At 44.7% G+C, this 21,000-nt stretch carries 18 protein-coding genes; 8 read left to right on the top strand and 10 right to left on the bottom strand.

Annotated elements, in window-relative coordinates; all coding sequences use genetic code 11:
- Positions 1 to 37 precede the first annotated feature (37 nt).
- Positions 38 to 1,087, bottom strand: a complete 1,050-nt coding sequence (locus FSB75_RS17350; RefSeq protein WP_146790082.1) for an alkaline phosphatase family protein — start codon at positions 1,085 to 1,087, stop codon at positions 38 to 40.
- A 1,070-nt stretch (positions 1,088 to 2,157) separates the two neighbouring features.
- Here FSB75_RS17350 and FSB75_RS17345 point away from each other — a divergent pair.
- The 5 genes from FSB75_RS17345 to FSB75_RS17325 all read left to right on the top strand — a co-directional run bounded on the left by FSB75_RS17345 (position 2,158) and on the right by FSB75_RS17325 (position 7,253).
- Complete coding sequence (locus FSB75_RS17345; protein ID WP_146790080.1) at positions 2,158 to 2,475, top strand: ArsR/SmtB family transcription factor; 318 nt, start codon at positions 2,158 to 2,160, stop codon at positions 2,473 to 2,475.
- A 552-nt stretch (positions 2,476 to 3,027) separates the two neighbouring features.
- Positions 3,028 to 3,498 (top strand): Lrp/AsnC ligand binding domain-containing protein, encoded by a 471-nt coding sequence (locus FSB75_RS17340; protein ID WP_146790078.1) that lies wholly within the window; start codon positions 3,028 to 3,030, stop codon positions 3,496 to 3,498.
- Position 3,499: 1 nt separating this feature from the next.
- Positions 3,500 to 4,912 (top strand): lipopolysaccharide biosynthesis protein, encoded by a 1,413-nt coding sequence (locus FSB75_RS17335; RefSeq protein ID WP_146790076.1) that lies wholly within the window; start codon positions 3,500 to 3,502, stop codon positions 4,910 to 4,912.
- Positions 4,913 to 4,914: 2 nt separating this feature from the next.
- Positions 4,915 to 5,817 (top strand): GumC domain-containing protein, encoded by a 903-nt coding sequence (locus tag FSB75_RS17330; protein ID WP_146790074.1) that lies wholly within the window; start codon positions 4,915 to 4,917, stop codon positions 5,815 to 5,817.
- Positions 5,814 to 7,253: an O-antigen ligase family protein gene (locus tag FSB75_RS17325; RefSeq protein WP_146790072.1), complete on the top strand. Its 1,440-nt coding sequence runs from the start codon at positions 5,814 to 5,816 to the stop codon at positions 7,251 to 7,253. The genes FSB75_RS17330 and FSB75_RS17325 overlap by 4 nt, the downstream gene beginning before the upstream one ends.
- 47 nt (positions 7,254 to 7,300) lie before the next feature.
- On the opposite strand, the gene FSB75_RS17320 is transcribed toward FSB75_RS17325, so the two are convergent.
- The 3 genes from FSB75_RS17320 to FSB75_RS17310 form a co-directional block, all read right to left on the bottom strand.
- Positions 7,301 to 8,383, bottom strand: coding sequence for an ABC transporter permease (locus FSB75_RS17320; protein ID WP_146790070.1), 1,083 nt, complete (start codon positions 8,381 to 8,383; stop codon positions 7,301 to 7,303).
- A gap of 47 nt (positions 8,384 to 8,430) precedes the next feature.
- On the bottom strand, positions 8,431 to 9,639 hold the full coding sequence (locus tag FSB75_RS17315; RefSeq protein WP_146790068.1) for an acyltransferase family protein: 1,209 nt from the start codon (positions 9,637 to 9,639) through the stop codon (positions 8,431 to 8,433).
- Positions 9,640 to 9,909: 270 nt separating this feature from the next.
- A complete protein-coding gene (locus FSB75_RS17310) occupies positions 9,910 to 11,031 on the bottom strand; it encodes a glycosyltransferase (RefSeq protein WP_227990947.1) in 1,122 nt (373 codons plus the stop codon).
- Positions 11,032 to 11,221: 190 nt separating this feature from the next.
- Between FSB75_RS17310 and FSB75_RS17305 the strand changes: the two genes are divergently transcribed.
- Both FSB75_RS17305 and FSB75_RS17300 read left to right on the top strand, forming a co-directional pair.
- Entirely contained in the window at positions 11,222 to 11,665 is a 444-nt protein-coding gene (locus FSB75_RS17305) for a MarR family winged helix-turn-helix transcriptional regulator (protein ID WP_146790063.1), read from the top strand.
- Between the two features lie 109 nt (positions 11,666 to 11,774).
- Positions 11,775 to 13,553 (top strand): acyl-CoA dehydrogenase family protein, encoded by a 1,779-nt coding sequence (locus FSB75_RS17300; RefSeq protein ID WP_146790061.1) that lies wholly within the window; start codon positions 11,775 to 11,777, stop codon positions 13,551 to 13,553.
- A gap of 230 nt (positions 13,554 to 13,783) precedes the next feature.
- Here the strand turns inward: FSB75_RS17300 and FSB75_RS17295 are convergent, their stop codons facing one another.
- From FSB75_RS17295 to FSB75_RS17275, 5 genes are all read right to left on the bottom strand, one after another.
- Positions 13,784 to 14,473 (bottom strand): hypothetical protein, encoded by a 690-nt coding sequence (locus FSB75_RS17295; protein WP_146790059.1) that lies wholly within the window; start codon positions 14,471 to 14,473, stop codon positions 13,784 to 13,786.
- 265 nt (positions 14,474 to 14,738) lie between these two features.
- Positions 14,739 to 15,590, bottom strand: coding sequence for a DUF6089 family protein (locus FSB75_RS17290; RefSeq protein ID WP_146790057.1), 852 nt, complete (start codon positions 15,588 to 15,590; stop codon positions 14,739 to 14,741).
- A 154-nt stretch (positions 15,591 to 15,744) separates the two neighbouring features.
- Positions 15,745 to 16,530, bottom strand: a complete 786-nt coding sequence (locus FSB75_RS17285) for a zeta toxin family protein (RefSeq protein WP_172623203.1) — start codon at positions 16,528 to 16,530, stop codon at positions 15,745 to 15,747.
- Complete coding sequence (locus tag FSB75_RS17280) at positions 16,517 to 16,747, bottom strand: hypothetical protein (protein WP_146790053.1); 231 nt, start codon at positions 16,745 to 16,747, stop codon at positions 16,517 to 16,519. The genes FSB75_RS17285 and FSB75_RS17280 overlap by 14 nt, the downstream gene beginning before the upstream one ends.
- 186 nt (positions 16,748 to 16,933) lie before the next feature.
- Positions 16,934 to 18,559, bottom strand: a complete 1,626-nt coding sequence (locus tag FSB75_RS17275; protein WP_146790051.1) for a hypothetical protein — start codon at positions 18,557 to 18,559, stop codon at positions 16,934 to 16,936.
- Between the two features lie 211 nt (positions 18,560 to 18,770).
- Between FSB75_RS17275 and FSB75_RS17270 the strand changes: the two genes are divergently transcribed.
- Positions 18,771 to 19,922, top strand: coding sequence for an N-acetylmuramoyl-L-alanine amidase (locus FSB75_RS17270; protein WP_146790049.1), 1,152 nt, complete (start codon positions 18,771 to 18,773; stop codon positions 19,920 to 19,922).
- A gap of 207 nt (positions 19,923 to 20,129) precedes the next feature.
- Here FSB75_RS17270 and FSB75_RS17265 read toward each other — a convergent pair whose 3' ends face one another.
- A complete protein-coding gene (locus FSB75_RS17265; RefSeq protein WP_146790047.1) occupies positions 20,130 to 20,999 on the bottom strand; it encodes a phosphatidate cytidylyltransferase in 870 nt (289 codons plus the stop codon).
- Between the last annotated feature and the right edge of the window lies 1 nt (position 21,000).

Here is a 21,000-nt window from a genome sequence, read left to right as displayed (position 1 = left end):
CAAACTTCTGTTGGTTGTGTAAAGTCTGCCGTTTCTTTTACGGCTGCGCCAGAATTTTCATCGCCAGTTCTTTCACGTTTTTTAGGTAAAGCTGACGGCTGGCCCTCCGCTCGCCAAGCTGCGGAATTGCAGGTCCCAGCAAAGCCATCCAGGTTTGCGAAGAGCCATCTACAAGAATGCCGTGCGTGTACCAATTGCCGGTAGAAGCGCCGCGTCCGTGATCGGTAGTGATGAGAAAAGTTGTTTTGTCTTTGTATTCGGGGAGAGTTTGCAGGTATTGCCAAAGCTCGCCAATCATGCGGTCGGCATTTGCCGCTTGTTGCAGATATTGATCGTATTTTTTTTGATGTGCGGCTTCGTCTGTTCCGCCAAAGCTTAAAAAAACAACGGCGGGTCTTTTCTTCTGAATGTATTCCCTGCAGGCAAGATAAGTGAGTTCGTCGTAGCGGGTGGTTTTTTGGTCGTCTGCTTCGTTCTGCATTGAGTTAATCAGCGCCTCGGTTGCGCTTAAATTACTTTTCGTCAATTCATCAAATCCACTGTTGATAAAGACAGAACTTTTTTCTTTGTTCAGAATAAACGGGAAGGCATCCCAGGAGGCGAAGGCGGCAACCTTTCCGCGGTAGGTGGCGGTTGCATTTAAAGCGTCTAATAACGTTGAATTATGATTGGGTGTTTTGCCGTTGTTGAAAATACTGATGTCAACGCTGCCGGTGAGCAATTCGTTGTAACCGGGGTAAGAAAGTGCGAACGGATTGGCCACGTTCATAAAGCTTCCCTTTTTGCGGTTTCCGTAAATCTCACCCTGCTGCGCCACAATGTTCCAAAGGAAAGGCATCAATTTTTTTCGCCTTTCTTCGGTTGTTTGACCCCCGTATAATTCGTTTAGCACGGCTGCATTGCTCGTATAAGCAGAGTTGTTTAGCAAGGCAGAATCAGCGCCGCCAAATATCTCCTGCCACCGAAAGCCATCAAGGGTAATGATGAATATTTTATTTTCTGCGTTTAAAGAGCGAACCGTGTATTCGTTTGTTCGAACCGATAAACTGGAGAACATTAAAACAATCATTGCCACAAGAGTCTTCATGCTTTGTAGAAAAGAAAAACTGTACCAACGTTGCTGGTGCAGTTTTCCGCAGAATTCCACCGTCCGGTGGAAAAGCAGGCAAAGTAATGCCGAAGAAACAGGGCGGAAAGACTGTAGCAAACGGCTGGAGAGTTTTTACGGGATGACACCTGGTTAGTAAAACAGCCGCCTTGTGAAGATGGAGCTGTTTTAGTTTTATACCGTTACTGCGGCTAAGCGTTTCGCGTTATATCCAATACAACGATTAAAAAGCATCGTAAAACTGCGATAACGGTTTTCGTTTCCTTACGATGGCTGCGGTAAATACCATACGTTTCAGAAAGGGCGAATGTGCGCTTGTGGGGTTTTGGGGTGTGGAGTAGTTTTGCAGCAGAAGTTGATTGGTACGAAAACGTTATCAATCCCAAGATCCAAATCCTGCTGAAAGCCGCAGTGTCCAACAATCCTGAAAAAACCAAAAATCCAATATCAGTCAACTTCTTTTTTATCCACTCCTGTTGAAAGCCGTTGCTAACCGGTCCCAAATCCTAAGAAAGCCAAAACACATCCAACTCCTGTTTGAAAACCGATCCAATCCTTTGAGAGGCTAAGGCGTCCGTACTGTCCGATGAAAACAACGCATTCAAAGAAAACAAACGCCTTAGACATAATACGAAAACGTCCCTCCAAAAAAGAGGGACGTTTTTGTTTCTCTATTCGCAGCGGAGAGAATAATACCTTCCTCCATTTCAAAGACAAAATATCCCGGATTTTTTGATTCGGCAATTAAAAGACTGAACACTTGAAAGTGCCTTGAATTAGAAATGAACTCGTCAACAGGACAAACAAGCGGACTTTTACCCCATTTCACCGTATTTTTACTATTTTGTTTTTATCACAATATTTATCTTTTTACTTTTCAAATAGTTTTCATAGGGTACGGATTAAAAACGGGCCAGGGTTTTTACCCAGGCCCTATTAATTTCAATGGAAATTGCTTTTGACGGCGTGTAATTGTTTCCGCTTATTGCTTTTGCAAAACGCATTTGCTTTCTTTACCCTTTGTTTTACTCATTACCCTTGAAATCGCAATGCCGTCACACACCGTTTCCAACCCACTTGAGATTGATGCTCTCTCATTAAAGAATGCCTCGCTATTTTTTCGTGCAATCAATCACGACTTCCGCCAAAAAATCATGCAACTTATTCACAAACACGGCCGAATGACCGTAACAGAGATTTACGTGAAGCTTCGCAGAGAGCAGTGCGTCGTGTCATCGCACCTGGCCGTTTTACGAGATGCCAAACTGGTACAGGCGGAAAGAGCGGGCAAAAATATTTTTTACTCTGTTAACTACGAACAGATTAAACATCTTCAATCTCTTGCAGCGGAGCTTTTGAAAAATTAAAGCCGAGAGAATCGGATACCAAGATGCGGCCCAATCGTGATAAGCCGTGGGCTTGCCGTGCAAAAAACTTACAGATTGCCAAGTAAGAAGTCAATTTGCCTCACGGAAGGAAATAAAAAAGCCCCGCGGCTGCTGACCGACGGGGCTAATACATACACACATGATGAGAAAAAAGCTGTAGGGGAAGGATTCGAACCTTCACGGGGCAGTTAGCAAAAGCGCAAAGTTTAGTGGTCAACCCTGGTCGGCCTTACCAATGGTAACGTCGGCTCTACGCTCAGTTTGTCCTGTGATCCCCACCCCCGAGACAAGAGGGTATGTCTGCCAAAAATTTCATCACCCCACAGTGTATAAAGTGAATGGGCAATAGCGAATGGCGAATGAGAAGACTTTACTTACTCACTACTCACATTTGACTACTCCCTGTTTTCAATGAACTTGACAAGTCAAAAATAGGATGGCTTATACAACTTTCAAACAAGCTGATAAAAATTTAGATTTCATTCAATAAATTGCGCCTGTGTTGAATATTTTTTAGAATCCCTTTCCTTTATGGCTTCCATTTTGAATCTTGACAAATTGGACTTGAGCATCGTTCAGCAATTAATGCACGACGCCAATGTTTCCTACGCCGAAATCGGCAAAAAATTATTCGTTTCCGCTGGCACCGTACATGTGCGCATTAAAAAAATGCAGGAAGCCGGCATCATCAGCGGCATGAACTATCGCGTGGACTTAAAAAAATTAGGCTACGATGTCATCGCTTTTATCGGCATCTATCTCGAAAAAAGTTCCTTGTACGACGTGGTGGCAAAAGACCTGAAAAAGATTCCCGAAATTGTTCGCATGAACTATACTACAGGTAACTACAGCATCTTTGCCGAAATTGTTTGCAAGGACATTGTGCAACTGCGCTACGTACTGCACGACGAGCTGCAAAAAATCAAAGGCATCGAACGCACTGAAACTTTTATCTCGCTGGAAGAAAGCCTGAACCGCAGCGTAAAAGTGGCCGCTTCCTGATATGAAAACGAAAACGTTTTTCAGCGGACTTTCCTGGCTGTTGCTTTTGAACCTGCTCATCAAACCCGCGTGGATTTTTTTAATTGACCGGCAAGTGCAAAACGCCGTTGGTCATGAAGCCTACGGCGTTTATTTCGCCTTGTTTAATTTAACCTACGTTTTGCTCTTTCTTGCCGATGCCGGCCTTTCCAATTTTCTCACGCAAAGCATAGCTGCGGGCAATTCCGTTAGCGTACGGCAGTTGCTTCGCACAAAATTCTTCCTGCTTCTGCTTTACGCAGTTGCTTGTTGTTTCGTTGCGTGGATAACCGGCATTCAACAACGAAGGGTTCTTTTTTATCTCCTACTTATTCAAAGCCTGACTTCGCTCTTTCTTTTTTTGCGCGGATTGCTTACGGCCAATCAGCTTTATAAAACCGATGCGTTATTCTCAGTACTTGACAAAACATTAATGCTGTTGTTGTGCCTTGGCCCGGTGTATGGTTTCTTTGCCCGCATCAGCATTCATCTTTTTCTGCAATTGCAATTAATAGCCACCGCTGTTTCGGTAAGCTTTCTATTCTTCTTGCTGATGAAAAAACGTTTGTTGGCCTCTTCGGCGCAGCAACAGTCTGTGTTGCATCTTCTAAAAAGCAGCGCACCTTTTTTTCTCATTGTTTTGCTGATGGCAACGCATTACCGCCTCGATGGCTTTTTGCTGGAACGCTTACACAAAGACGGTGCAAGGCAGGCCGGCATTTATGCAGCAGCGTACCGCTTGTTGGATGCGGGCAATACCGTGGGTTATTTGTGCGCTTCTTTTTTGGTTCCTTTCGTTGCACGCCACCGGCAAGAAACAAAACGGGTTGAAAATGTTGTCTTGTTTCTTCGTCACGGATTGCTGTTTATCGCCATCGTTGCCGCAACATTTTCGTTTGTGTTTGCGCCTTGGCTACAATCCGTTCTTTACCACACCAACGATGCTTTTAACAGCCGCGTTATTGCCTTGTGCGTCGCAGTTTTGCCGGCATATTATCTCGTTCACGTTTACGGCTCGGTGTTAACGGCAGGAGCGGCATTCAGGCCTTTTATTTTTAGTTTGCTTTGGGCTGTTGCAATCAACATTGCTCTCAACATCATCCTCACTCCTTCGCTTGGTGCGCTTGGTTGTTGCATCGCTGCACTGGCTTCGCAATACAGTTGTGCGCTGCTGCTTTTTCTTTCTGCCTCGCAAAAGCTTTCGTTGCGCTACGGCGCAAAATGGTTTGGACTGTACACTGCTTGCGGCGTTGCGTTTTGGTTGCTGTTCTTCCTTCTTAAAAATTCCGGTAATGCGGTTTGGATTATTTTAGTCGGCGCTTGCCTGCTTGCAATCGCATTTGCATTTTTGCAGAAGACGAGACTGCAACAACTCATTGCTATACTTAACTCCTGATTATGCCCGATCTTTTTTTGGTAATCGCTCGCCGATGGCGCCTGATGCTTTTGCTGACGCTTGCCAGCACATTAGCGGCACTTATTGCTTCTTTGCTGAGCCCTAAACTTTATCTCGGCACAACGACAGCTTTGCCGGTAAACACGATGGTAAACGACAAAGCCCGCATCTTTAATCAAAATATTGAAACGCTTTATTCCGAAATCGGTACAGCCGATGAACTGGACAAGATTGAAGGCACGGCAAAACTCGATACGGTTTTTCTTGCGGTAGCGGCTGCACAACACCTTGCAACGCATTACAATCTCGACAGGGCCGCGAACGATGCGTTAGAAAAAGCGGCCTTACGGCTGCGAAAGAACAGCGACATCAGCCGCACGGGATACGGCGAATTGAAAGTAAAAGTATGGGACAAGGATAACGAGATGGCAGCAACACTTGCCAATGCCTTGATGCAAACCATCAACGCCATTCACGAACGTTTGCAAACAGAAAATAACAGAACCGTTCTTCAAAAGTTGCAAGAAGCTTACACGCAGAAGCTGAACGAAGTCTCCAACATCGAAAACGAAGGGCTTGCTTTTAAAACCGCTCCTGAAATACAAACGCTCAATCCGCAGGCTGTGAGAGATTCTTTGTTGAAAAACACCAAACGGCTTACCGGAGCAACGGTACAATTAGATGAAAATAGAAAAGAGCTGCAGGACTATCTGCGCTTGATAAACGAATACGAACTCGCGGTAAAAACAAACCCAAAAGTTTTACTCGTCGTTGAACAAGCACGCCCTTCTCCCTGGTACGACCGGCCGAAGACGGCAATGAACGCATTGCTTGCATTCTTGGCTTCGCTGCTGTTTTCATTTTTGCTGGCCGTTTATGTTGAAAGTCGCAAAGAACCGGCATGACAACAAGCGTCAATAAAACAATCGTCTTCCTTGCCGCAATGCTTTTGTTCCTGGGCTGCTTTGCCGCGGCTTATGCGGATGAACCGGCGCTGTTGTTTGCACCGCTGGCTTTGCTGATAAGTATTTGTTTGTTTCAATATCCGCAACTCCTTTTTTATACATTGATCGCTTCAATTCCCTGGTCAACAGAGTTTCATTTCAGCGAAAGCCTGGGAACTGATTTGCCCGACGAGCCGCTGATGTTGTTGACGGCTTTTGCCTCCGTCGTACTGTGGTTGAACCAAAAAAAAATGAATGAGCCAAAGCGTTTTCATCCTTTGCTCTTTTTGCTTTTTACCGGCTTTTGCTGGTGGGTAATTACGGTTGTTGCATCTACCTACCCGCTCTTTTCAGTAAAGTATTTAGCGGCAAAAACCTGGTATCTTTTGGCCTTTGTTGCCCTGCCGCTTTTGCTAAAAAACAATGAAAAGTTACTGAAGAATTCAGCCGTCGTTTTGTTTGTTTCCATGTTTACCGCTACGGTGCTGGTGCTTTGCCGCCACGCGGGTTTAGGCTTTAGGTTTGCCCATGTCAACGATGCCGTGCATCCCTTCTTTCGCAACCATGTAAACTATTCGGCGCTGCTGGTATTGATCACTCCTTTACCAATTGCTTTCATCAGGCAAACAAAAAACAAAGTTCTTCGCTCTTCAATTATTGCAGCGTTAATTATTCTTATGGCTGCACTTTATTTTTCTTATTCAAGAGGCGCATGGCTTGCTTTCTTTGTTGGCGTGTCAGGCTTTTGGCTCATAAAAAAAGGATGGCTTTTCAAAACCTTTCTCGCTTTGCTTTTACTCGTCACCATTAGTGTTGCCTGGCTTCGGTACAATGATAATTATCTGCGATTTGCTCCTGATCACAACACCACCATCTTTCACCAAAACTTCAGCGAACACCTGGCTGCAACGTATCAGGGCAAAGACGTTTCTACCGCCGAACGTTTTTATCGTTGGGCAGCCGGGGCCAACATGAGCCGCGAAAACTGGTTTACGGGTTTTGGGCCAACAACGTTTTATTCAAACTACAAATCCTACACCGTTCCCCTGTTCCGAACGTGGGTAAGTGATAACAAGGAACACTCCACGGTGCACAATTATTTTCTGCTGGCGCTCATCGAACAAGGTGTGCCTGGCCTGCTGTTGCTTTTGTTTTTATTTGGAACAATGTTCTACTACACACAAAAATTTTACGGCAGCACGAAGGATGAATTTTGGCAAACGGTTGTTGCGGTCATTGGCTCCATTCTGCTCATGCAATGCACACTGAATTTTTTAAGCGATCTGATTGAAACCGATAAAGTAGGCAGCGTATTTTATTTGTGTGTAGCAGCGTTGGTGATGGCGGAGAGGAGACAGGAGTCAGGAGTCAGAATTCAGGAGAATCAAAATAGGTAATTGGTTCTCATGAACTTTCTGCGCCTCAAAGCCCTGTCTCCTGACTCCTATATTCTTCCTCTCACATTCAGCGCATCCCGCAAACCGTTTCCCAACAAATTAAACGAGAGCACAAGCAGCATGATGGCAAAGCCGGGAGCCAGCGCCAGCATAGGGTTTTGCGTAATGATGAAGTTGTAATTCTCTTTTATCATCAGGCCCCAACTCGGTTGCGGTGGTTGCACGCCAACACCCAAAAAACTCAGACCGGCTTCAATCACAATGGCCGATGCAAAATTGGACGCGGCAATGACGAGAATGGGCCCGAAGATGTTGGGTAAAATGTGCCGTGCAATGATTCGCGTGTGCGAGAAGCCCAACACTTTTGCTGCTTCCACGTACTGTAGTTCTTTGGTCACCATTATTTGTCCGCGAACCAGCCTTGCCACGTTCACCCACAAGGTTAAACCCACGGCAATAAACACCTGCCAGAAACCTTTACCCAACAAAAGCGTAACGGCAAATACAAGTAACAAGGTTGGGATGCTCCAAATAACGTTAATGAGCCACATCACCACGTTGTCTGCACGGCCACCAAAATAACCAGCGATGGCGCCAAATAAAATGCCAACGGATAAGGAAATCAAAACCGTTATCAACCCCACGCTCAGGCTTACTCTTGTTCCAATGATGAGGCGACTTAAAATATCGCGGCCGTATTTATCGGTGCCGAGGTAAAATTTCTTGGTGGCGACCGGTTCTTTTGCGAGGGCTGCTTTTGCAAAAGCCACTCTTTCCGTTACGCCTTCGTCAATGTATTTCTGCGCAATAACGCTGTCGCTTGTTTGCTGGTAAGATGCGATGGGAATATAATCCACGTCATCGGGTTTGCCCGAAACAAGCCTTGAGAGAAAAGACGCTTCTCCTTTTGTTTCTTTTTTTACTTGCAGAAAGTCTCTTGTATAACCGGGCTTCTCTCCTCCTATTTCCAAAACAATGCGGTTGGCGAAGGGCGAAGGATCAGGCGAAAGAAAATAACCGAAAACGGCAACAAAAACGGCAACAAAAATCATCACCAATCCGGCCATGGCACCTTTGTTTTTTTTCAACCGTTGCCAGGCAGATTGCCAAAAAGATGGTGATGGATTCATTAAACAAATATAAAGGCCAAGGCAAGTGATCAACCGATAAATAGACTTTAGTTTAACTGCCGCTCACCGTGTTGCGTTGAGATTTGTTCTACGATCATTGCTTGCAGCGGCTCCTGTTTTTCAGCTTGCCACCTGCGCTGTGCAAATAAAAGGTCCTTTAGCTTTTTCATGACAGGCTTCTCTATATACAAATAACTTAGATAGGCAATGGAAATCATCAGGATTGCGGTAACGCACATGAGTAAAGGCGCCGGCATATAGTTTTTCCATTTACCAATCAGGATCAGACCCAGGGTTTCATGAATCAGGTATAGCGGATAAGTTATATTGCCCATCTTTTCTATAAACTGAAAATTGGAAGAATACCTGATATCTCTCAAAGAAATAAAGTAAAAGACCCCAAAAAAAACGGCAATGATAACAGATCCTGCCAGATCAAATGCGGTGTTATAAAGATGCAGCTTAGAACATGTAACAGCAACGAACATACACAACAAGGGCATGACCAAGTCGCCTTTTTTTCGATCATATTTAATCAGGTAGAAATAACAACCCGCTATAAAATAGTAAGAATATTCAGCAACAAAAGCCAAGCTTAACTTATGGAGCAAGGCGTTATGAGTAAAATAGCTTTGACCCAAATTAATGAGCAGCGAACAAGCCAACCATGCAATTAGAAAGGTACGTATATACGTAAGCTTTTTAAAATAAATCAAGAGATAAATCATGAAATAAAACTGAATCTCTACCAATAAGGTCCAATAAACACCACTTACCAACTTTCCATTAAACCAAACAGAGACTGTTCCAACCAAAGAGACATTCATAAGCAACTCTTTTACACTAACGCTATATTCAGGCATGAAAATCCTGGCGCATATAAAAGTTAAAAGGCAAATGGGTATGAACGCGGGATACAAGCGAATTGCTCTCGTCTTGAGGAACTTACTCGCCGACACGCCTTGTGACGACATAAGAATAACAAAGCCACTTATGATAAAAAACAGGTTTACCCCTAAAAATCCATGCTCCAAAAAACGGTTTATCCCTTCGTTTTGCAACAGGTAAAATCCATATTCATTAAAGACGGATTTTGTATAGTGAAAGAATACAACAAACAAAGCTGCAAAAAACCTTAAAACGTCAATTTCGTATAATCTTTTCTTCATAGCTATTGGAATGATCGCAAGCCAAGTAATGGCATGCAATGCACGATCCACAAAAAAAGGAACTATAAGGATAAAATAAACGGGCATTCGTTGACAGCCGGCTTTTTGGCTTTAAACCAACGAATCTGCAGAGCCAAATGCTTTCGTTGTTGTCAGGGTTTATTGTAGGCCGTTTTCGGGATAGCGAGATTACGTTTTGATTATGCCTTTAAAGTATAGGCTCAAGAAGAGTTTTAAATTTGTGACAGATTTCTTTCATCTTCGGCAGATCCGTTCTTGCATAGTAACAACAGGTCACGGGTTGTTATGCGCCTCTAATGAAATTACCCATGAAGACAAAATTTATTGAAGTCTGCGCTACCGTGTTCTTCTTCCCTTCCATTCATATTTTCCGGCCTGGCCAAGCAAGCCAACAAACACCGTGTAAAAAACATGCAGCGGTTGCACGAAGAAGAAGTGCCGCATTAATTTTTGTTCGCCGAAGAAAGCCGCAACCGACGACACGAAAGGCCATTCGATAACCGTTTTTGCCAGAAAGAAGAAAAAAAATATAATCCAGTAAGTTTTGTTGAACAAAGCAGCAACAAGCAGGACAAAGGGCAAAAGGTTAAAAAGCAGCACAAAGCCTAACACAACAATGATTCGCCAATCATCGTACACCAATGTTTTGCTGGCCCAACGCCGACGCTGCAGCAAAAAATCTTTCCAGCTTTGCATGGGTGTTGTTTCCACAACGGCTTCTTTGCATTTCAAATAACAAACTTTTTGCGGATAAGCTTTCCAGATCTTGTGCATCAAAAGCATGTCATCGCCGGTGGCTACTTTATCTATGCCGGCAAAGCCGTTCACTTCTTCAAAGGCTTGTTTTGTATAAGCCAGGTTGGCGCCGTTGCACATGGTGTGAACGTTGGCGTTTACGCTTGCGGCGGTAACACCCTGCAGCGTGATAAAATCAAGCACCTGGAAAATTTGCAGCAAAGAGTTATCGTGTGTAAAAGCAACGGGTGCGGCAATGAAAGCAGCACTGCGCTCTTTATAGAATGAAGCCATAATTTGCAACCATTCCTTACTCACACGGCAATCGGCATCGGTGATCAACATCAATTCGCCTTTTGTTTTTTTTATGCCCGAAGCGATGGCTGCCTTTTTTGAAGAAGCTCCGGGCGGCGCATCGGGAAAAATTATGCGGATGTTTTGCGCCTTAAACTTGCTTGCAACCGCGGCCGTGTTGTCGGTGGAGTAATCGTCAACAACGATGACTTCAAATAAATGCTGGGGGAATGTTTGTTCCGACAAATCTTTCAACAACAGCGGCAGCGTTTTTTCTTCGTTGCGGGCGGCAACAATCACGGAAACAAAAACCGCTGGCGTTTGCGCCGCGGGTTTGTAATCCTGCAACTTGTTCCATTGCACGAAATAAAAAAAAATCAGGGCCGCATAAATCAGGAGAAAGACAACGGTGATGATCGTGAGCCACATGCGGTTCAAAACTAAATCTTTTCGGCGCTGAAGCAGTTTGCTGAAAACACTCCCTACCAGCACGGACGTTTTCAACCTTAAGCTTCTAACCGATGTGGCATGTTTTGGCACGGCTTAAAAAACTTTTCCCAAAAAATATTTGGCGCTTCCAAATTCCGGTGTACTTTTAAGTAGTTGCATAAACAACTATATGGTTTCAACCCATTTTAAAAAAGGCGAATTATACAGTTTCATCACGGGCAAGGCTTCTACGGCCATTGCGCGGCGGCTGCAAAAGAAATTCAACGAGGCGGGCATCTCCGTCACCATTGAACAATGGAGCGTTCTGTATCATTTGTGGAAGGCCGATGGCATCAGCCAGCAGGAGCTTTGCAATGCCACCTTTCGCGACAAGCCAAGCATTACGCGGCTTGTTGACAACCTTGAAAAATTAGGCTTGGTAAAACGTGTGGCGCACGACAAGGACCGGCGCATCAACAAAATTCTCTTGACGAAGGAAGCGCTGAAGCTGGAAGGAGAAACCATGCAGTTAGCCGAAGAAACGCTGAACGAAGCACTTGCCGGCGTGTCGCAGAAGGACATTGAAATGTGCAAGGAAGTGTTGCAGAAGGTGTACGATAACCTTAGCTCTTGAAAAGCGTTGATCGTTGTTCGAAAGCAATCGTCAACTCTCATTTCTCTTCGACCAACGGCTAACGATCAACGAACAACAATTTTTAAAACGATAAAACAAAACGCTAACGATGGAAGCAATAAAAACACAAGCCCTCAAAGGCGGCGAATGGCTGGTAAAAGAAAGCGAGCCGCAGGCAACGTTCACACCCGAAGATTTCAACGAAGAACAAAAAATGATTCGCGACATGTGCGACCAGTTTTTGCGGCAGGAAGTATTGCCCAACGTGGAGCGCATGGACAAAATGGAACCCGGTTACATGCGCAGCCTTTTGCAAAAAGCCGGTGAACAAGGCTTGCTCTCTGTGGCCTTTCCCGAAGAATACGGCGGACTTGGAAAAGACTTTGTCACATCAACTATCGTGAGCGAATATTTGGGTGCGGGGCATTCTTTTTCGGTTGCAATTTCAGCCCACACGGGCATCGGCACCTTGCCCATTTTATACTTCGGCACCGAAGAACAGAAGCAAAAATATTTGCCCAAATTAATCTCCGGCGAATGGATAGGCGCATATGGTTTAACGGAACCCAACAGCGGTTCCGATGCCCTCGGTGCAAAGACCACGGCAAAGCTGAGCGAAGACGGAAAATATTATTTGCTCAACGGGCAAAAATGCTGGATTACCAACGGCGGCTTCGCCGACGTTTATACCGTGTTTGCAAAAATTGATGGCAAGGAGTTCACGGCCTTTCTTGTTGAAAGAGGTTTTGAAGGATTCACCAACGGCCCCGAAGAAGACAAGATGGGCATCAAAGGTTCGAGCACTGTTCAATTGTATTTCCAGGATTGCAAAGTGCCGGTTGAAAACCTGCTGGGCGAGATTGGCAAAGGCCACAAGATTGCCTTTAATATTTTAAACATCGGTCGCTTGAAACTGTGTGCTGCGGCTCTCGGTGGAGCGAAACATGCCATCTCCAATTCGACCGAATACGCCATGACCCGCGAACAATTTAAAACACCCATCGTGAAGTTTGGCGCCATTCAGCACAAGCTCGCCGAGATGGCAATTGAAACCTTTGCCTGCGAAACAGCGCTTTACCGCGCAGCGGCATGGATTGACGATAAAGAATCTGAGTTGCACGAAGGCGGCAAGCCCTTTAACGAAGCGCTGCTCGGTGCAGCCGAAGAATACGCGATCGAATGCGCCATTTTGAAAGTGTACGGCAGTGAAGTGCTGGACTTTGTTGTGGACGAAGGCGTGCAGATTCACGGTGGCAACGGCTACAGTGCAGAGTACAATATTTCAAGAGCCTATCGCGACAGCCGCATCAACCGCATTTACGAAGGAACAAATGAAATCAATCGTCTTTTAACCGTTGACATGACATTGAAACGTGCCATGCAAGGCCGGTTGAACATGATGGGTGCCGCCATGAAAGTGCAGGGTGAATTAATGAGCATTCCTGATTTTGGTGAAGAAGACGAAACGCCTTTTGCGCAAGAAAGAAAACTGGTGCAAGGCTTTAAAAAAGCGTTGCTCTTAACTGCCGGTGCGGCCGCGCAAAAGCTGATGATGCAATTGCAGAACGAGCAGGAAATTTTGATGTGCATTGCCGACATGAGCATTGACACTTTTGTTGCCGAGAGCCTTTTGCTGCGTGTAATGAAGCTAACTGAAAACGGTACTGCCGGTGTTTACAAAGACATGCTCAATTGCTTCTTGTACGATGCTGCCGACCGCGTACTGAAAAACGGCAAAGATGCCATCAATGCTTTTGCCGAAGGCGACGAGCAGCGCATGATCCTGATGGGACTTCGCCGCTTTACAAAAGCACAACCGTTCAACAGCAAAGAAGCAAGAAGAAAAATCGCTGCGCAGTTGGTGAATGACGGGCGGTATGCTTTATAAGATGACAGATGGTGGATGACAGATGGCAGTAGGGAGAGGCGAAAAGAATTAATGCCGTTGAAGTGTGTTCTTTAACAAGCTCAGAATAAACTCGCAAGGGACGCAGAATAGAAAAGGGAAAGCCGGCCAACAAATGACCGGCTTTCCCTTATTTAAAACAACTTTAAGTGTTGTATGGTTCTTACTATAAATTTTCTTCTGTCATCTGTCATCTATCATCCGTCATCTAATTAAGAGCCAAACACCATCTGCAATTCTTTCCTTACCACCTTCAATTCCTGCAATTCCTTTATGCGGTAGCGCATCATGAACAAGCCTACGGACATAAGCAGGGAGGCAATGGTGGACGAAACAAAGTAAACCGAATAAACGGTGTAAATGTCGGGCTGCTTTTCAATGAAGTAAGTATAAAATACCAGCGCATAACTGCCGTACGAAAACAGGATGGCGCCCAGCATCAGCACGCGGCCAATGTTCTTTCCGTGCAACACCGTAAACTTGGCCTGGCGCAAAAACAAAAAGGAAGTATAGCCTACCACAATTACGAGGCCCGGCGTCATGATGTAAACAGATGATTGCGGTGAAAACTTAAAATACAACGACACCGCTATCTCGTAAACCACAAAGCCAATCAAAACCTTTTGCATAAACTGGCGGCGCTGGCGCACATGGCAAAAGAAAAGCAGCGAGGAAAGTACCAGCGGAATCTCCACGAAGCTGTACATCACGTCCCAGGGATTTGTGAACGTGGGCACCGGCGGAATGCTTTCCGCGGTAAGGCAGTGAACAATGGTCAATCCATAATAAAGCATCAAGGTAATAAGGCTGGTGTGGCGGTACAAACGAAAAAGGACAATTACCAGGATGGGTAAGCTAAAACAAAGGACAGAGCTAAGTCCAAAAATTGTGTTCGGGTTCATAGGATGCTCGGTTTTTCAAACGATACGGCGTCAAAATAAAAACGAAACAGATTGATTTCAAACCGTGAAAGAAAAATTCAGTAGTAGTTGCAATATATAGTCGTAGAAATACGGAGAGTTTATCGTTTGTGGGTTTGTGGTTGGCGTAATGTGCAAAGTAGTTCCTTAATTGTTTCGCCTCCGCGGATTGTCTGCCTTCAGCATATGTCATCCTGAGCCATTCAAATAAAGTAAGAGATTAACACCATCACGCCAACTACAAACCTCAATACCGATTCGCCGGGCAACCCACCTTACTATCTCTCTTCCCACCCGGCAGCCCCGATGTTTCCTTGTACTTGTTAAACCAAAAACGGAAGGTGTACGTCAGCGCCACGTAATAATAACCGTCCTTCTGCTTTGGATTGCCGCGAATGTCGCCAACGGGATAAGGACGATTGCTCACTTCATCACCGCGGTAGGCCAGTTCCACTGCCTTTGGTCCGCGATACTTCAGCAAATCGGCATCGCTAACATAAGTTGTGCTCACGTCGTCAAGGTAATCGGTAAAGGTGGTGCGGTAGCTGAACTCAAGACCAATGCGGTGGTCTTCGTCCAGCAGGTATTCCGCGCCAAAGCCAAGCGGAATGCTGAACTGTGTAAGACTGTAATTCGGCACGCCGGGTTCAAAGCCCTGGCCTTCGGTGCTCAGGGGTTTTAAAAAGTATTGCGTGCCAGCCGCGTCTTTGGTGTACGGATTAAAATGGAAAGCGCCAATGCCCGCAAACACGTAAGGCGTCCACCACTTTTCGTTCAGGTTAAAAATGTTGTATTGGGCACCCAGTTCAAAATCCAAAAGCTTGGTGGAGAAATCGAGGTTGCGGGCCTGCATGGCAGCCGTTCCTTTTTTATCGCTGGCGGTTAAGGCGCCGTAGGTAAAATAGCCACGGGCCATGATGTGTTCCGTGAGGTCGTAGCGGGCGCCCAGCGAAATCATCGGCTTTGTTTGCGACAGTGTGACGGGATGCGCTTTCAGGTCGCCGTTATAGCCCATAGCGCCGAGGCGTGCGGAGAAATGAAAGTCCTGCGAAGCGGCGGCCAGCGGCAGGGAGAAAAGAAGCAGCAAAAGGTTTTTCATTCGCGATGCGGTTTGGTGCTGCAAGGTAAACGCCGAAACGGAGGTTTTAGTACGGCGGAAGGGCGAGAAGAATTATGTACTAAGCTGCAGTGTTACTATGAAGCTGTGGTTGCGTCGCACTCTTGTACGTTCTTATCGCTGTGCAGCAAAGAGGTTATCTTACCTTATCTGAATAGTATTTTTTAAACCATTCTGGCACGCCACTTTTTTGAATCCGGTCCCACTTCTTTTTACCACCCCCTGATTTGAAATGCGCAAACATCACGGAGTTTTCGCCGTCAACTGAGTTATCAAAGAAGAAAACCTGATAAGCTAATTGGCAAGCATCAAAAAGTAAATCCAGCGAACGATAATAACGGCTTACAATTTTGTCTTCGGGCACATCGTGTCCATTCTTTGCTTTTCGCGCCTTTACCCGAAACTTGTTAATCTCCGGCGATTCGGTAGAAACGAAATACAGATAAACCTTATAGCCTGCCTCTGCTGCCTGCCGCATAATTTCTAGTTTGGAAGGATGCGAGAACACTGTTTCAAACGAAAACTTCTTTTGTTCTTCCAACAATTTCTTTCGTAAAAAGTCTGCAACAATTTGCGCTAACCGCTCTGCCGCAGCAGGCGTTTTGAGTCGCAGAATATTGTTGCGCAAAGAAAAAGCTGATTGAAAATCGGCTAACGAAAATTCATTGCCGATAAGTCCAGAGAGCAAAACAACCTCGGTAAATTCTTTTGGCTTTACATTCAAATCGAAAGCAGCAAACGAAAAGGAATTGCTTCGCAATTGCACGGCAATGTCATCGGCATTAATGTAATAACCGAAGTCAATGAAGTGCTTTTTTACTTTGATGTTTCTGACGTAATGGATGACCGTGCTTTTGCCCGAGCCGTTTGGACCGGCAAACACGCGAAGGCGCAATTGCGATTGGGGCTTAGTCGAGGACAAGCGATTCGTTGGGGTTTGCTCTTTCGATGGGAGAGATTTTCTCCGTGCGACCATCGGCGTATTTTTTTACCAGCCAGCCGTCTTCAGCAATTATTACATAGCCCATCACTTCCATTGTTTCCGCAGCCGCCTTGCGAATGCCGGATTTAGCGGCACTGACCAATCTTCGTTTGGTGAGGTAAGGCTGTTTGGCTACTGCTTTTTTCTTTTGTGACATTTATCAAAGTTACAAATCCTCGTAATTGTTTGAAAGCAAAGAAAGGGCATTGCTGCGTTAAAGTCAGACGGCTGCAACTGTATTTAAGCCTTCATAAAACGAAAGCCAAATTCGAAAGAGCAAAGAAATTTCAAGAACTGTGAAATTCTATTTGATGATGTGAGTTTTTTAATGTCTTTGTAATATTTAGGTTATTTTACCTTCTTGATTCATCTCTTCATTTAGATTTCTTCGTTGTCTTAGATGATATGCTCCGAACTCTTCACCTATCCCTTCAACAAAACCCCATTTGAAAAAGTTAGGATTTAGCTCTAAATGCTTTCTATGAATAAGATCAATACAACCTCTAAGAATAACTTGATGATGAATTTCACTGAAAAAGGTCTTGAATAAATCAGGAGAAGGTATATAGTCATATAAATACCTACACTGGTCAAAAATAAAACAGTTAGAAAACATCCAAGTTTCTTTTGCTTTATACTTTAAGCTTAAGCACTGTTCTGTGTTGGCTACATAGGGAAAACCATAGAGACCAAAAAACAGTTCGACAATTAGGTTTTTCATTGGAATGTCACATGTTAAATGCAAATGACGATCAAAGAAATCAAGTTCAATCAACAACTCACGGAATCTTGGACTGCATATCTCACGAGTAAAAGTGTTAAAGCCAGAATTGCCTTCTTCAAAGCTTTTAAGCAAGGAACCTAAATAAAGAGCATCTCCAAGAGCCATCTTCTTTCTTTTGCTGTGAAGAAAAGTATTAACGACATGGTTAGAACCAAGCAACTCTTCTGAAAGACGCGTCCAGTTAAGTAATGGATAAGCTGAAACCGCGAGCTTATAATGCTGTACCATTGCTATAAAATCTTTCATTGTTTCTGTCGGTGGCGCTTCAGACTTTATTGTACTTAAAAGTTTAAACAGTTCTTGTTCTTGCCAGAAAAAATTACTCTGTACAGAACTCAAAGCAAATACCTGCCATATCGGGATGATTTCGGATGCGAAACATGAGATAAATTGGGTTAAGAAATAATCGTAATACTCATGAAGGTGTTTGTTGATGTAATCACCGTAGTCTTTTAATGATGTAGATTTTGTAATCTCATCCCAACCAAGTTTAAAATCAATAGGCGGAGATTGAAACTCGGTTGCGCTGGCATACCAGCAAGCCAGAGTTTCTCCCCAATTTAAGTTTGTCTTAGGCTCAGCAAAATTTGTAATTAAAGCTGATAAACCAGTCAATCTATTATTTAAGAAAATCTGTTTCAGTGTCTCGAAAGGTGAAGAGGTAGGTGAAATGAAAGGCGTGCAGGCGTCATAATATATAATATCAAATTGATGATTTGTTAACTCGAAAAATTCTGTAAGGGTGCCACGATGAATTTTGACAGGTAGTTCTGCCTCGATTAATGCTGATACAGCTTGTTGATAAGTATTTTTATCAGACTCTATTGCCCAAATATTTGCAAGAGAAATACCCTTATTTAGAAACATTTCAATGTCATTTAAAGGTTCAGGACCCGATAAATAAAGCACCTTTAATGCAGAAGCATCTTTTGACTGACACATACTGTCATAGAAGTTATACCAGTTGGTTTTTTCGCCGTGGATCAGCCAATTCAATTGATTCATCGCGTCGAAATGCTTACTGTTTAATATCTTGAAAAAAAGACCTTTAAAGTGGTCAGTTATTTTGTCCAATTTCTCCTTCGAAACAAGAAAGCTATCAAAACGGTTGACAGTTAATGCATCGATTGCATTATTGATTAGTAATTCTCTTGATTGTCTTTTTACCTCTTGATTGTACATCATCGCAAATTTCGTGAATCAAAAAATTGAAAAAATTATCAACTGAACTGAATTTGCAAACATCTATGATATATAGGTCAGTTTGCTCAGTAACCTTCCCGAACGCACAAGAGTGCGACGCAACGACAGCTTCATACTAGCACTACTGCTCGTCCCATAATCCTTCGACTTCGCTCAGGATGACATCACTCACATTTTCTCCTATCTTGCCGTCATGAGACGACTGCTCCTCGCCTGCTTCCTTATTGCTACCGCCGTTGCACATTCGCAAGCTTTTTACGGCCGCACCTCCGGCCCGCTGGTTTACCTCAATTACGGCCTCGGCGAAGACCGCCTGGGCGGCGCCAAAGCCGGTTTCCTCGACAGCAACGTGCTGGTAAAAGTGGTGGACAGCGTAAAAGCCGATTACAAAGTGCAGCTTTCGAAAGCGCATTTCGCCTACCTGCCCAAGTCGGCCTTCCGCACCGACACGGCCATCAAGCTTCAAGCCTATTATTTAACCGGCAGTTGGAAGGTGTACGGCGACAGCGCCGCCGATTACGTGAACATTTCTCTCACGGAAAAACTGCCGTACAAAAGCGTGCAGCAAATCAATCCCGCACGCCTGGTGGTGGACGTTTTCGGCGTTACGTCCAACACCAACTGGATCACCCAACTGAAGACCACCCAGGAAATAAAAAACGCCTGGTACGAACAGGTGGAAGACGATGTGTTCCGCATTTTTATTGAACTGAAGCACCAGCAGCATTGGGGCTATTCGATTGCCTACAAGAACAACGTGCTGCAAATAAAAATCAAGCGGCAACCGCCATCCTTATCGCTTAAGAAATTAAAGATCGCGATTGACGCGGGCCACGGCGGCACCAACGCCGGCGCGGACGGCCTGACCTCGAAGGTTTTGGAAAAAGACTACACGCTGAAGATTGCCAAAGAGGTGGAAGCTTATTTGAAAAAGAAAGGCGCTGCCGTTTATATGACGCGTACGCACGACACGGATTTGAGCATGGTGGAACGCACGGTGATGCTCCGCGAACAAGCACCGGATTTTTTAATTTCCATTCACCTGAATTCGGCGGGTTCGCCTACGGTGAAGGGCACGAGCACGTATTACCGCTACATTGGTTTCCGGCCGTTGTCGCAAGCGATTTTAAAGCGCATGTTGGAATTGGGATTGGATGAATACGGCAACGTGGGTTCGTTTAATTTTTCGCTAAGCGGTCCAACGGAGTACCCGAATTGTTTGGTGGAGGTTGCGTTTTTAAGCAACCCGGATGACGAGAAAAAAATACTTGATCCGAAGTTTCACAAGGCCGTGGCGAAGAAGATAACGCAAGGGATTGAGGATTGGCTGAAGGGGATGAAGTGAGGAGGTAGAATGTAGGAGTCAGGAGTCAGAATTCAGGAGTCAGGAGTTGAGAGGTTCTTGTTCGCATGATGCATCGCAATACTCTTCCTGAGTAATCAACAACAGCGGAGTGCTTGCTGCGAGTAACAATTGACAAAGGTTATAGAAAAAATGTGGCTGGGTTTAGTTGATCTTTTTGTTGCGTTCGTTGCGTCACCGCGTGAAATTCTACCGCATGGCGATTTGCACGTAAACCCACACCGCTACACTTGCAAACAACAACGAATCAAAGCGATCTAAAAAGCCGCCGTGGCCGGGCATAACACTTCCGCTGTCTTTCACTCCTGCCATGCGTTTTAATTTGCTTTCAAACAAATCGCCAATGGTTCCAAATACTGCCGCCAATGCAGCAATAAAACCTGCATCAACATAAGTCAATCCAAGTGCATGACCAATGAAAGCCATTGCCACCACGCAAAGGATTGCGCCGCCGCCTGTGCCTTCCCATGTTTTCTTCGGCGATATTTTGGAGAACGGCGTTTTGCCAATAAACGAACCCACGATGTACGCCATCGTGTCGTTGATCCAGATGGAAAAGATTAGTGTTAACACCAGCGCTTTACCAAGGCCTTCTTTGCCTTCGGTATTAAGCCCGTACAAGGTTCGAATGGCAATGAGCAAACCAAGCGAAAGCGAGATGTAAATCAAACCCGATAAAGAGTAACCAAGATTTTTTATTAATGCCCCCTTGCGTTCTAAAACAATCACCAACGGAATTAAAATCATTGAAGCCAGACCAAGCCAAAAACCAACTTCATTCAAACGAATGTTGCCGATGTATAAATTACCGTTCGTGAAGTAAAGCAGCAAACACCAGCCACCAATCATTACACCGTAGCGATGAACGTTGCTGATAGCCTTATAATCGGGATTAAACGCTTCCACCAGCTTTTGATATTCTACCCACGCACCAAAGTGCACAACCGAAAACAACACAAAGAATGACCACTCGTTCCAAAGCAGTCCGGCCATCATCACCACCACGAAAATGACGGCGGTGAGGGCTCTTGTTTTAAATGTTTGTACGTTAAAAGCCATC

It is taken from the genome of Flavisolibacter ginsenosidimutans (assembly GCF_007970805.1).
Taxonomy (GTDB): Bacteria; Bacteroidota; Bacteroidia; order Chitinophagales; family Chitinophagaceae; genus Flavisolibacter; species Flavisolibacter ginsenosidimutans.
This window is presented reverse-complemented; position numbering and strand designations above follow the sequence as displayed.